General features: G+C 72.0%; 8 protein-coding genes, 3 tRNA genes and 1 pseudogene. 7 read left to right on the forward strand and 5 right to left on the reverse strand.

Features of this window, described 5'->3' with window-relative positions; genetic code table 11:
- Positions 1-79: 79 nt before the first annotated feature.
- Positions 80-385 (reverse strand): annotated as a pseudogene (locus tag EST92_RS26965) (SLATT domain-containing protein); the annotation flags it as partial.
- 288 nt (positions 386-673) lie between these two features.
- Between EST92_RS26965 and purD the strand changes: the two are divergent.
- From purD to EST92_RS26985, 4 genes are all read left to right on the forward strand, one after another.
- On the forward strand, positions 674-1,948 hold the full coding sequence (gene purD / locus EST92_RS26970; RefSeq protein ID WP_129283372.1) for a phosphoribosylamine--glycine ligase: 1,275 nt from the start codon (positions 674-676) through the stop codon (positions 1,946-1,948).
- Positions 1,949-2,385: 437 nt separating this feature from the next.
- Positions 2,386-4,242 (forward strand): hypothetical protein, encoded by a 1,857-nt coding sequence (locus EST92_RS26975; RefSeq protein ID WP_254069039.1) that lies wholly within the window; start codon positions 2,386-2,388, stop codon positions 4,240-4,242.
- Positions 4,243-4,514: 272 nt separating this feature from the next.
- A complete protein-coding gene (locus EST92_RS26980; RefSeq protein WP_129283373.1) occupies positions 4,515-5,996 on the forward strand; it encodes a N,N-dimethylformamidase beta subunit family domain-containing protein in 1,482 nt (493 codons plus the stop codon).
- A 211-nt stretch (positions 5,997-6,207) separates the two neighbouring features.
- Complete coding sequence (locus EST92_RS26985; protein ID WP_129283374.1) at positions 6,208-7,107, forward strand: phosphoribosylaminoimidazolesuccinocarboxamide synthase; 900 nt, start codon at positions 6,208-6,210, stop codon at positions 7,105-7,107.
- A gap of 84 nt (positions 7,108-7,191) precedes the next feature.
- Here EST92_RS26985 and EST92_RS26990 read toward each other — a convergent pair.
- The 4 genes from EST92_RS26990 to EST92_RS27005 all read right to left on the reverse strand — a co-directional run bounded on the left by EST92_RS26990 (position 7,192) and on the right by EST92_RS27005 (position 9,257).
- Positions 7,192-7,264, reverse strand: a tRNA-Gly gene (locus EST92_RS26990).
- 1,334 nt (positions 7,265-8,598) lie between these two features.
- Positions 8,599-8,671, reverse strand: a tRNA-Gly gene (locus EST92_RS26995).
- A gap of 74 nt (positions 8,672-8,745) precedes the next feature.
- Positions 8,746-8,817: transfer RNA gene (locus EST92_RS27000), tRNA-Gly, on the reverse strand.
- 119 nt (positions 8,818-8,936) lie between these two features.
- Entirely contained in the window at positions 8,937-9,257 is a 321-nt protein-coding gene (locus EST92_RS27005) for an Lsr2 family protein (protein WP_026170169.1), read from the reverse strand.
- Between the two features lie 300 nt (positions 9,258-9,557).
- On the opposite strand from EST92_RS27005, the gene purS reads away from it, so the two are divergent.
- The 3 genes from purS to purL are packed head-to-tail and all read left to right on the forward strand — an operon-like array spanning position 9,558 to position 12,726.
- Entirely contained in the window at positions 9,558-9,803 is a 246-nt protein-coding gene (gene purS / locus EST92_RS27010; RefSeq protein WP_006604673.1) for a phosphoribosylformylglycinamidine synthase subunit PurS, read from the forward strand.
- On the forward strand, positions 9,800-10,480 hold the full coding sequence (gene purQ, locus EST92_RS27015) for a phosphoribosylformylglycinamidine synthase subunit PurQ (RefSeq protein WP_129283375.1): 681 nt from the start codon (positions 9,800-9,802) through the stop codon (positions 10,478-10,480). The genes purS and purQ overlap by 4 nt, the downstream gene beginning before the upstream one ends.
- Positions 10,477-12,726: a phosphoribosylformylglycinamidine synthase subunit PurL gene (gene purL, locus EST92_RS27020; protein WP_129283376.1), complete on the forward strand. Its 2,250-nt coding sequence runs from the start codon at positions 10,477-10,479 to the stop codon at positions 12,724-12,726. The genes purQ and purL overlap by 4 nt, the downstream gene beginning before the upstream one ends.
- Positions 12,727-12,865 lie beyond the last annotated feature (139 nt).

A 12,865-nucleotide genomic window follows, 5' to 3' on the forward strand; every position in this document is an offset into this window, starting at 1 on the left:
TGGCGGCGGTGTGTGTGGGCGGTGACCGGTACTTCGGGGTGACGGCCGGCTGGATGCGGGACCTGGCGACCGCCCAGACCCCGGTCAGATCCAGCAGCGGCAGCGCCCCACCCACCGTCACCCCGGCCGCGGCACCCAGCCGCAGCACCCGCGCCCCGCGCCGCTTGCCCAGCCGGTCGTGCAGATACCAGTCGGCGGCGCGCAGCGCGCCCTCCTCGGTCCACAGATAGAGCGCGTCCAGGCGGTCGCCCGGCTCTCCCCAGTCGCCGAGCGGAAAGACCCGCCCCGCAAGATCCCTCCGGCCGGAGGCCCGGCGGCCGTTCTCCCGCGTGGGGCTGCCGCCCTCCCGAGGGGGTCCCTCGGGCTGCATCTCCGGCTGACTCACCCGTGCACTCCCTCTCCAATGCTCTCTTCCGATACGTGCGATGCACGCGTGACATCCGGGACGGTCGTTGCACGCAGCCCCCTTCCTACCGCCGAACGGCTGGCGTCGGCCCCACGATCACGCTCTTTCCGCCCGGAAGGAGTGCCATGTCGGGTATAGGGGCATCGGGCAACTCACCCGAAAGAGTTGCCACCGTGGCGACGTACGGTTTCCGGCCGCTTCGCGCGCGCCTGCCGCCCGGGCCCGGCCGGCGTCCGGCCGGCCGACGCTCTCGTCTAGGCTGCCACCGTGAAGGTCCTCGTCATCGGCGGCGGCGCCCGCGAACACGCCCTGTGCCGCTCTCTGTCCCTCGACCCCGACGTCACCGCGCTGCACTGCGCTCCCGGCAACGCCGGCATCGCCGAGGTGGCCGAATTGCACGGGGTCAACGCCCTCGACGGCGCCGCCGTCGCCGACCTCGCCGCCGGCCTGCAGGCCGACCTGGTCGTCGTCGGCCCCGAGGCGCCCCTGGTGGCGGGCGTTGCGGACGCCGTACGCGACCGCGGCATCCCGGTGTTCGGCCCGTCGGCGGAGGCCGCCCAGCTGGAGGGCTCCAAGGCCTTCGCCAAGGACGTGATGGCCGCCGCGGCCGTCCCCACCGCCCGCAGCTACGTCTGCACCACCCCGGACGAGATCGACGAGGCCCTGGACGCCTTCGGGGCGCCGTACGTCGTCAAGGACGACGGGCTGGCGGCCGGCAAGGGCGTGGTGGTCACCGAGGACGTCGAGGCGGCCCGCGCGCACGCCCTGGCCTGCGACCGGGTCGTCATCGAGGAGTTCCTCGACGGCCCCGAGGTCTCCCTCTTCGCGGTCACCGACGGTGAGACCGTCGTCCCGCTCCAGCCCGCCCAGGACTTCAAGCGCGCCTACGACGGCGACGAGGGCCCCAACACCGGCGGCATGGGCGCGTACAGCCCGCTGCCCTGGGCGGACCCCCGGCTGGTCGACGAGGTCATGGCCACCGTCCTCCAGCCCACCGTCGACGAGCTGCGCCGCCGCGGCACCCCGTTCTCCGGGCTGCTCTACGCGGGCCTGGCGATCACCTCCCGCGGGGTGCGCGTGATCGAGTTCAACGCGCGCTTCGGCGACCCGGAGACCCAGGTCGTCCTCGCCCGCCTCAAGACCCCGCTCGGCGGGCTGCTCACCGCGGCCGCCACCGGCAACCTCGCCGCCCTGCCGCCGCTGCGCTGGCGCGACGACGCGGCGGTCACGGTCGTCATCGCCTCGCACAACTACCCGGACACCCCGCGCACCGGCGACCCCATCGCGGGCCTGGCCGAGGTCGCGGAGCAGGACGCCCCGGAGGCCTACGTCCTGCACGCCGGCACCAAGCGTGACGACTCCGGCGCGGTGCTCAGCGCGGGGGGCCGGGTGCTGTCCGTCACCGCCACCGGTGCCGACCTCACCACCGCCCGGACGCGCGCCTACCGCGCCGTGGACCGGATCCGGCTGGACGGCTCCCAGCACCGCACGGACATCGCCGCCAAGGTCGCGGACGAGGCGGTTCAGGCGCCGGGCGCGTAGCGGGAGCGGGCGCGCGGGGCGTACCCGCTCCGGCCGGCGAGATCTCTTCTGGGGCATATGTCACATACCGTGGCATATGCCCCAGTCTTTGTGGGTGCAGACAGGGCCGAATCGCCCACTGCCCACATCATCCCGGCACCGGTTCCCGGCTTTGCCCAAAGCCATTCCATCGGGTGACCGCACCACATATCCCGCTGACGGGGCGCGCACCCCCAACTAGGGTGCCGCGCAAGCGTCCTGCGGTGGTCGTGCCGGAATCCGGCACGGTTGCCGCGGTGGCGTCCGGCAACTGGCTCACCGGCATTGCGATGTCAGTGGCCGGTGCCACAGTGGTGGTGGAGTGCGCACGCGCGCACCACCCGACGCGCACATCTCGTACGTCCGTCCCGTGTTCTCTCCGTCCGGCTCCGTCAGGACAGCAGGGGGTGTACAGGCTCGTGGCAAGTCCGGAAACAGGCGTCCTGGCGGCGCGTGCCCGCGCCCTTGCCGTGCTGCGGATCCGCAGCACGGCAAGGGCGGTGGCGCTGCTGCCCGCGGCGGTGGCCGTGGTGCTGTTCGCCGGCCGGGCGACCGGCCGGCTCGGCGCCGGCTGGGACCTCGCCGGCTGGATCGCCGGCGGCGCCGTGGTCAGCCTGCTGCTGGCCGGGCTGGTCACCGCCGTCGTCGCGCGCGCCCGGCCCGCCCTCAGCCCGTCCGTGCCGATCTCCGAGAAATCGGCCCCCGACCTCTACCGCCTCGTCCGCGATCTCGCCGAGCGCCTGGAGGTCCCCGCGCCCTCGGCGATAGCGCTCACCCCGGACTGCGACAGCTGGCTGGAGGACCGCACCCACCGCGCACACGGCCCGCCCCGCCGCCTCCGCAGACCGGACGGTGCGGGTCGCCGGGCGCCCGAGGCACCCGTCCTGGTCATCGGCTCACCGTTCCTGTGGTGGATGCGGGTCGCCGAGCTGCGCGCGCTGCTGGCGCCTGTCGTCGCCGGCACCGGCCCCTCGGCCCACCCCGACATAGCCGCCGCCCGCCGGTTCATCCGCGGCCTGGACGCCGCCGTCGCGGTCTCGGCCCGCGCCGGGGGCCGGCTGCGCAGCCTGCCGCTGCGCTTCGTGGGCCGGGTGGCGCGGCTGCTGCTGCGCGCCGGCCGCGAGCACGCCACGATCATGGAGCGCGCCGTCGCGGCCGCCGCCTCCGAGCGCGCCCAGAACGTCGACTACGGCCTGCGGATCGTCGCCCAGGAGCAGGTCGGCCTGGCGTACGCGGGCTGGGACCGGCTGCTGACCCGGGTCGCGCTGCCCGCCTGGCGGATGGGCCGCTGGCCGTCGCGGTTGGACGCCGGCGTGGTCTCCGCGCTCACCGAACTCTCCCGCCGCGACCGCCTCGCCGACGGCTTCGCCTCCCGCCTCGGCGAGCGTCCCGCCTGCGACCTGCTGGAGGAGCCGGGCGCCATCGACCGCGCCGCCTCCCTGCTGGCCGCCCGGCTCTTCCACGGCGGCCCCGCCGAGCCGGGGCCCGACTGGTCACCGGTCGGCTGGCAGCAGTATCCGGAAGAGGTCGTGGACCGGAAGTGGCGCCTGGAGGCCGCCCGCCTCCATCGCGTTCTCGACAATCTTCCGGCCACCGTGCTTCCCGTGGCCCCGCCCGCGACCGGGGCCGCGGCCCCGGGCCCCGCCGCTTCGCCCCTCACGTACGCCCACTCCCCGGCCCGTGCGCCCGCGGGCCGCCGCCCGGCAGCGCCCGGCCCCGACGGCGGCCCGGCCGTGAGCCCGCCCGCCGACGGCCCGCCGCACACCGAGGGCCTGCCGCCCGCCGACGGCCCGCCGGTCGCACCGGCCCCGGGCCCGACGCTGGCGCGGGTCATCGACCGGCTCGCCCAGGACGAGCGCGCCGGCGACCTTGTGGCCGCCCGGCTGGGTGCGGAGGTCGAGCGGGAGGAGCGCGAGGAGGCGGCCCGCCAGGCCGCCCGCGGCCGCTGCGAGCAGGACGCCGCCATCGGCGTGGCCTGGGGCGACGGCATGGCCGAGGGCGGCCTTCCGCTGTTCCCGCTGCAACCGCCCCGCACCGGCCGCGAGCTCCTGGCCGACCACGTCACCGCCATGGTCTGCTGCGCCGCCGTCGACACCGCCGGTGCCACCCCGGGCCTGGACTGGCTCGACGGCCCGGCGCTGCTGGTCGACGGCGCCCGCCGGGCAGACCTCGGCCGCCCGGTGCTCAGCCTGGTCGACGACGGGGATGCCGGGCCGCTCCGCGGCTGGCTGACGACCGTCGGCGTCCGCCCCGAAAAGCCGGTCCGGCTGGTATGACTCAACGGCCGCACCTGCCCGCAACCGCTGCCGCAAGGACGCGCAGCGGGCAGCGAGATCCGGGCCGGTCGTCCGGGGCCGCTCGCCCCACCGGCTGAATGTTCCCTTCCAGTTCGCATTTCGGGGGCGGTGCCCTCTAAATTCACGACGAAGGGTGACGAAGTGAGTGCGTAATGTGATGTGCTGGGGGATGGCCGGCCGGGTCTGCCCAGCCGGGCGCAGCACCGGACCGTCGGCCGGGGCCGACGGGGGATGCGGGAGGGGAGTGGAAGGTGGCGACGGATCAGATCAGGCGCTGGGAATCGGGCGCGCTGGCGCACGCGGTCACGGACCCGTTCGGACAGGGCCCGCTGCCCTGGCTGCGCGGCAGTGAGACGTACTTCGAATCCGGCCGCATCGTTCCCTGGTACGTCGACCCCGCCGTGGCCCAGGGCGATCTGCGCGAGCCCGCACCCCACAAGCACAACGGCCCCCGCACCGCCGATGACGTCCACCGCCAGATCAAAGGTTTCGCCGGCACCGGCGCGGTGGCTCCCGGCGAGGCCATCGACTTCCGGGTCTCGGTCGATCCGCCCCAGCCCTTCAGCATCGACATCTACCGCATCGGCCACTACGGCGGCACCGGCGCCCACAAGGTCACCACCAGCCCCCGCCTGGCCGGCATCGTCCAGCCGCCCCCGATGGCGGTCGAGCGCACGGTCTCCTGCCACCACTGGTGGCTGTCCTGGCGCCTCCAGGTCCCCACCTACTGGAACCTCGGTGCCTATGTCGCCGTGCTCACCACCGCCGACGGCCGCTACCGCTCCCACATCCCCTTCACGGTCCGCGACAACCAGCCCGCCGACCTCCTCCTGCTGCTGCCCGACATCACCTGGCAGGCCTACAACCTCTACCCGGAGGACGGCCGCACCGGCGCCAGCCTCTACCACGCCTGGGACGAGCAGGGCGCGCTGCTCGGCGAGGGCGACGCCGCCACCACCGTCTCCTTCAACCGCCCGTACGCCGGCGCCGGACTGCCCCTCCACGTCGGCCATGCCTACGACTTCATCCGCTGGGCGGAGCGCTACGGCTACGACCTCGCCTACGCCGACGCCCGCGACCTGCACGCCGGCCGGGTCGACCCGTCCCGCTACCGCGGCCTGGTCTTCCCCGGCCACGACGAATACTGGTCGGTGCCCATGCGCCGCACGGTCGAGAGCGCCCGCGACACCGGCACCTCCCTCGTCTTCCTGTCCGCCAACACCATGTACTGGCAGGTCGAGCTCTCCCCGTCGCCCTCGGGCCCGGATTCGCTGCTCCAGTGCCGCAAGCGGCAGGGCCCCGGCCGTCCCGCGCTCTGGCGCGAGCTGGGCGACCCCGAGCAGCGGCTGATGGGTATCCAGTACGCCGGACGGGTCCCCGAGCCGGCGCCCCTGGTCGTCCGCAACGGCGCGCACTGGCTGTGGGAGGCCACCGGCGCCCATGAGGGCGACGAACTGCCCGGCCTGGTCGCCGGGGAAGCCGACCGCTACTTCCCCCGCACCAGCCTCCCCGACCACAGCGAACGCATCCTGCTCGCCCACTCCCCGTACCGCGACAGCGAAGGCGCCCGCCGCCATCAGGAGACCTCCCTCTACCGCGCCCCCAGCGGCGCCTGGGTCTTCGCCTCCGGCACCTTCGCCTGGTCCCCCGCCCTCGACCGCCCCGGCCATGTCGACCAGCGCATCCAGCGTGCCACCGCGAACCTCCTCGACCGCATCTGCAAACGCGACTGAACCAGGCAGCCCACGCCGGCAGAAACGTTGCCGTACCCCGCGACGCGAGCCCGCACCCTGGTGACCGTCCTCGCGCCGATCGCTCGCCGGGGCATCCGCTCCGGCGGGCGACGATCACCGCCGCCGGGGCGCATCCGGCCCCCGCCCGTCAGCACCGCCCCGGGTGAGGGAGAATCGAGGGGATTCCTGGATCAACCTACGCGGAGGAAGCGTGCCCGGTTTTGTAGAAAAGCCTGAGCCGGTGGAGGTCCCCGGGCTCACCCACCTCCACACCGGGAAGGTGCGCGACCTCTACCGCAACGCCGCCGGCGAGCTGGTCATGGTCGCCAGCGACCGCACCTCCGTCTACGACTGGGTGCTGCCCACCGAGATCCCCGACAAGGGCCGCATCCTCACCCAGCTGTCCCTGTGGTGGTTCGAGCAGCTCACCGACCTGGCCCCGAACCATGTCCTGTCCACCGACGTCCCGGCCGGCGCCCCCGCCGACTGGGCGGGCCGCACCCTGGTCTGCAAGTCGCTGGACATGGTCCCCGTCGAGTGCGTGGCCCGCGGCTACCTCACCGGCTCCGGCCTGGCCGAATACCGGCAGACCCGTACGGTCTGCGGCCTGGCCCTCCCCGAGGGCCTCGTCGACGGCTCCGAGCTGCCCGCCCCGATCTTCACCCCGGCCACCAAGGCCGCCGTGGGCGACCACGACGAGAACGTCTCCTACGAGGAGGTCGCCGACCAGGTCGGTGCCGAGGTCGCCGCCGACCTGCGGTCAACGACCCTCGCCGTCTACGGCCGGGCCCGCGACATCGCCCGTGAACGCGGCGTCATCCTGGCCGACACGAAGTTCGAGTTCGGCTTCGACGGGGAGCGGCTGACCCTGGCCGACGAGGTCCTGACGCCCGACTCCTCGCGCTTCTGGCCGGCCGATCTCTGGCAGCCGGGCCGCGCCCAGCCGTCGTTCGACAAGCAGTTCGTCCGCGACTGGCTGACCTCCCCCGCCGCGGACTGGGACCGCACGGGCGAGCTGCCGCCGCCGGCCCTCCCGCCCGAGATCGTCGAGCGCACCCGCGCCAAGTACGCCGAGGCCTACGAACGCCTCACGGGTCTTCCCTGGTCGTAGCTCTTCCCGGCCCGGGCCCCGAGGGCCCGGGCGCACGAAAAGACCCCGGCCGATATCTCTACCGACCGGGGTCTTCCCCTGCTGAGCGGACGACGAGGCTCGAACTCGCGACCTCAACCTTGGCAAGGTTGCGCTCTACCAACTGAGCTACGTCCGCATGCCCCGCACAAGGCTCCTGGATTCAGTCGCCGCCGCGCGGTGCGGGGACCACTATAGCCAACCTCGCCGGCGGGTGAGCCGCGCCGCCGCACGGCAGTTCTCCGTGCCCGGCTTCGCGGCCACTGCCGAGCGGCGCTCCCGAACCGCCCCCGGCGCCGTCGACGCCCACCGGGTGACCTCCGCGACCGGCGCCCCGGCCACCGCGCCTTCCCCCGGTCCGGGCTCCCGGACGGCCGACGGCGAGCCCCCGGCGCCGCTCGCGCCCGCCACCAACTCCGGGCTCGCACAACGGCTTCCGGCGCGTACGGCGCGGATGATACCGGCCGGTCACAGCACCGACACCGTCGTCGGCACGAAGCCCGCACCGCCGCCTCCAGCGCCCGCTTCGATGCCCCGGCCGCCCGTGGCTCGTCACGATCACCGCCCGGCAGCCCGCCACCTCACCCCGCGGCGATGTGGCCACCGCCACACAGGAGCGCGCGGTGCCGGTCAGGATTTCCCGATCGGGTCCCTCAGCGGTGCGCAGCCGCTGGGACGCCATTTCCGCACGCCGTGCGGAGAGGCACAGGCATCGGTGAAGGGGAGCGGAGGGCAAAGATCAGGACGCCGTGCGGCATCGTTTCGGCCGCCAGTCCGGTGCGGGCCAGGCCCATTCCGCCAACTGCCCCTTTCCCGCGAGCGCTCCGGCGACCGGGATAACCGGCGAAGTGTCCGACGTGGACTTGTTGCGGCCCGGAAGTGTCAACTCGGCCCGGCCCGGGGGCAGCAGACGGGCGCACTCCCGGTTACTGTCGGGTTTTTCGCCGCGGCATTGCCCGTGCGGTGTCCCGTACTTCCCTGACGCCTTCTCCGGTGCTGCCTTCCACGGCCCCTTTGAAAACCGGAGGAAATCCCCTTCGGGTCACACCGGGAACCCGAGAGCCTCGCCACCCTGCCGTAGCCGACGGAGCAGCCGGGCCCGCGCCCGGCCTCCTGGCCCTGCCGGCCGTTCGAACGGCTCCGGCCGCCGGTACCGCTCCGCTGCCGCCGGCCGTCCGGGCAGCGGACGGCCGGCGGCATAGCGTCTGCAAACGCCGGTGATGTCCCTCACATCGCCCCCGGAATGGGCGCTTCCGGCGCCGTTCGCGGCGGTTTTCTCCCCGTTGTTCATGCGTCCGGCGTTTCTCCGGATCACGGTTCCGGTCCGTGCTGCCTGCCCGTCACCACAGCTGGGGACAAATGTCAGTTGCCCGTGTCGGGAGTGCGGGAAGTGACCGAAGTGCCGGAGTGCCTGAGTGGATCCAGGGAAATGAAGAAGGCCCCGGTCGTGATGACCGGGGCCTTCTTATTCTGAGCGGACGACGAGGCTCGAACTCGCGACCTCAACCTTGGCAAGGTTGCGCTCTACCAACTGAGCTACGTCCGCAGGCATCCACTCGGCTTTCACCGAGCGGCGCGACAGCTACTCTACCTGATCCATTGGACCGGTCGAGCCGTCAGAGCGGGTGACAGGGATTGCACACTGCGCCTCCCCCTTGGAAAGGGGGCGCTCTACTACTGAGCTACACCCGCGTGACTCCGTGAGGTCCGGCCTGTCGGCCTCGCCCCTCGGCGTGTTCCAGACTCTAGCTGATCAGTAGGGGTGCTGTGCAAGTCGGCTGTGCCCGGGCCGGGGGACGCCGCTAAGTCGGTTAGTGATTGGCGGCGTTGAAGGCCTCGTACACCTTCTTCGGGATCCGCCCGCGCGGCGGGACGTCCATCTGGTTCGAGCGGGCCCAGGCGCGGACGGCCGCGGGGTCGGGGGTCACCGCGGTGCGGTGGTAGGCCTTGCCGGACTTGGCCCGCTTGCGGCCGGCCTCGACGAACGGAGCGAGGGCACCGCGCAGTTTCTTCGCATTGGCGGGATTGAGGTCGATCTCGTACGACTTCCCGTCCAATCCGAAGGCGACCGTCTCTGCGGCTTCTCCTCCGTCGATGTCATCGGAGAGCGTTACTACTACGCGCTGCGCCACGGATATCGGTCCTTTCGTGGAGCGACCCCTTGTTGACATGGGGTGATGCTCCGGATCCGGCTGATTGGGATCAATGCTTTTTCATTTGTACAGCGATGGGCATTGCATTGTGAAGCCCAGTTAATTTTGTCAGCGTGTCTTCCCGCAATCCGGACCCCGGATCTTTTCGAGAATTTTTCCTGAGCCGCGCTCCTGTCGATACCGGACCGTGATCGGGCCTGCCGTATATCTATGCGCGTAGATTTTCGAACACGGTACTGTGAGGACACCGCCTTACGCACCACACCACCGGGAGTGCCAGTGGCACGCGTCGTAGTCGACGTCATGCTCAAGCCGGAGATCCTCGACCCGCAGGGGCAGGCGGTGCAGCGCGCACTGCCACGCCTGGGCTTCGAGGGGATCGCCGACGTCCGTCAGGGCAAGCGTTTCGAACTTGAGGTGGAGGGTCCGGTCGACGACGCCGCCCTCGCTCGCATCCATGAGATGGCCGAGACCTTCCTCGCCAACACCGTCATCGAAGACTTCACCGTGCGGGTCGACTCATGACCTCGCGGATCGGGGTCATCACCTTCCCCGGCACGCTCGACGACCGCGACACCCAGCGCGCGGTCCGGGTCGCCGGGGCCGAACCGGTGCCGCTGTGGCACCGCGACAAGGACCTCAAGCAGGTCGACGCCGTGGTGCTGCCCGGGGGTTTCTCCTACGGGGACTATCTGCGGGCCGGGGCCATCTCCCGTTTCTCGCCGGTGATGGAGACCGTGATCGCGCAGGCGAAGGCCGGTATGCCGGTCCTCGGTATCTGCAACGGCTTCCAGGTGCTCACCGAGTCCCACCTGCTGCCCGGCGCCATGCTGCGCAACAACCATCTGCACTTCATCTGCCGTGATCAGAAGCTGCGGGTGGAGAACGCGGAGACTTCCTGGACCGCGGACTACTCGTCCGGGCAGGAGATCAGCATTCCGCTGAAGAACATCGACGGCCGGTACGTCGCCGACGAGCGGACGCTCGACATGCTGGAGGCCGAGGGCCGGGTCGCCTTCCGCTACCTGGACGGCAACCCCAACGGCTCGCTCCGCGACATCGCCGGCATCACCAATGAGGCGGGCAACGTCGTCGGCCTCATGCCGCACCCCGAGCACGCCGTGGAGCCGCTGATCGGTACGGGCCGTACCGACGGCCTCGGATTCTTCACCTCGATCCTGAAGAAGCTGGTCAACGTATGACTCTCGACACCGTCAAGCACGCAGCCGAGACGCCGGACACCGACCAGCCGTGGGCCGAGCTCGGCCTGAAGCAGGACGAGTACCAGCGCATCCGGGAGATCCTCGGCCGCCGTCCCACCGGCGCCGAGCTCGCCATGTACTCCGTCATGTGGTCCGAGCACTGCTCCTACAAGAGCAGCAAGGTCCATCTGAAGCAGTTCGGCGAGAAGGCCCCCGAGAACGACGCACTGCTCGTCGGCATCGGCGAGAACGCCGGTGTCGTCGACGTCGGCCAGGGCTACGCCGTCACGTTCAAGGTGGAGTCCCACAACCACCCCTCGTACATCGAGCCCTATCAGGGCGCGGCCACCGGCGTCGGCGGTATCGTCCGCGACATCCTCGCCATGGGCGCCCGCCCCGTCGCCGTCGTCGACCCGCTGCGGTTCGGCGCCGCCGACCACCCCGACACCAAGCGCGTGCTGCCGGGCGTGGTCGCGGGCATCGGTGGCTACGGCAACTGCCTGGGCCTGCCCAACATCGGCGGCGAGGTCGTCTTCGACGCCTGCTACCAGGGCAACCCGCTGGTCAACGCCGGCTGCATCGGCGTGATGAAGCACGAGGACATCCACCTCGCCAAGGCCTCCGGCACCGGCAACAAGGTCATCCTCTACGGCGCCCGCACCGGCGGCGACGGCATCGGCGGCGTCTCGGTCCTGGCGTCCGAGACCTTCGACGACTCCAAGCCCGCCAAGCGCCCCGCCGTCCAGGTCGGTGACCCCTTCCAGGAGAAGCTGCTCATCGAGTGCACCCTGGAGATCTTCAAGGAGGAACTGGTCGCGGGTATCCAGGACCTCGGCGGCGCCGGGCTGTCCTGTGCGACCAGCGAGCTGGCCAGCGCCGGCAGCGGCGGCATGCGCGTCGAGCTGGACACCGTCCCGCTGCGTGACTCCTCCCTCTCGCCCGAGGAAATCCTCATGAGCGAGTCGCAGGAGCGGATGTGCGCGATCGTCGAGCCCGGCAAGGTCGACCGCTTCCTGGAGATCTGCGAGAAGTGGGACGTCATCGCCACCGTCATCGGTGAGGTGACCGAGGGCTCGCAGCTGGAGATCTTCTGGCACGGCGAGCAGATCGTGGACGTGCCGCCGCGCACCGTCGCGCACGAGGGCCCGGTCTACCAGCGCCCCTACGCGCGCCCCGACTGGCAGGACGCCCTCCAGGCCGACGACGCCGCCGCGCTGGCCCGCCCGGCGAACGCCGAGGAGCTGCGTGCGCAGGTCCTGAAGCTGGTGGCCTCGCCCAACCAGGCCTCCAAGGCGTGGATCACCGACCAGTACGACCGGTTCGTGCAGGGCAACACCGTCCTGGCGCAGCCGGAGGACTCCGGCATGGTCCGGATCGACGAGGACACCAACCTCGGTGTCGCGCTCGCCACGGACGGCAACGGCCGCTACGCCAAGCTGGACCCGTACGCGGGTGCCCAGCTGGCGCTGGCCGAGGCGTACCGCAACGTCGCCGCGTCCGGGGCCAAGCCGCTGGCGGTCTCCGACTGCCTGAACTTCGGCTCGCCCGAGGACCCGGCGGTGATGTGGCAGTTCGCCGAGGCCACCCGTGGTCTCGCGGACGCCTGCCAGACCCTGGGCACGCCGGTCACCGGCGGCAACGTCTCGCTCTACAACCAGACCGGCGAGGTGGCGATCCACCCGACCCCGGTCGTCGCGGTGCTGGGCGTGATCGACGATGTGAACCGCCGTACGCCGATCGGCTTCGCGGAGGAGGGCCAGCTGCTCTACCTCCTCGGGGACACCCGCGAGGAGCTGGGCGGTTCGGCCTGGTCGCAGGTCGTGCACGAGCACCTCGGCGGTCTGCCGCCGCGGGTCGATCTGGAGCGCGAGCGGCTGCTGGCCGAGGTGCTGATCTCCGCCTCCCGCGACGGCATGATCGACGCCGCGCACGACCTCTCCGACGGCGGGCTGATCCAGGCCCTGGTGGAGTCGTGCCTGCGCGGCGGCAAGGGCGCCCGCGTGGTGGTTCCGGACGGTCTGGACCCCTTCGTCCTGCTGTTCTCCGAGTCGGCGGGCCGTGCGGTCGTCGCCGTCCCGCGCAGCGAGGAGCTCCGCTTCACGGACATGTGCGGTGCGCGGGGGCTGCCGGCCACCCGGATCGGTGTGGTCGACGGCGAAGAGATCGACGTCCAGGGCCAGTTCAGCATCCCGCTGAGCGAGCTGAAGGAGGCCCACGAGGCGACGATCCCGGGCCTCATCGCCTGAGCCGGAGCCCGGACGGCGCACCGCGTCCCCACTGACGGTCCCGACGGCCCGTCCCCACTACGGGACGCTGTTGGCGAATTGCGGGCCGCTGCTGCGCCCCACCGGGTCAACCGGTGGGGCGCAGTGCCGCCAGGGGGCT

The organism is Streptomyces sp. TM32 (genome assembly GCF_004122755.1).
Lineage (GTDB): Bacteria > Actinomycetota > Actinomycetes > Streptomycetales > Streptomycetaceae > Streptomyces > Streptomyces sioyaensis.

Coding starts and splice junctions, on each gene's coding strand:
- purQ (WP_129283375.1), top strand. CDS start 9,800: ATGACCTCGCGGATCGGGGTCATCACCTTCCCCGGCACGCTCGACGAC.
- purL (WP_129283376.1), top strand. CDS start 10,477: ATGACTCTCGACACCGTCAAGCACGCAGCCGAGACGCCGGACACCGAC.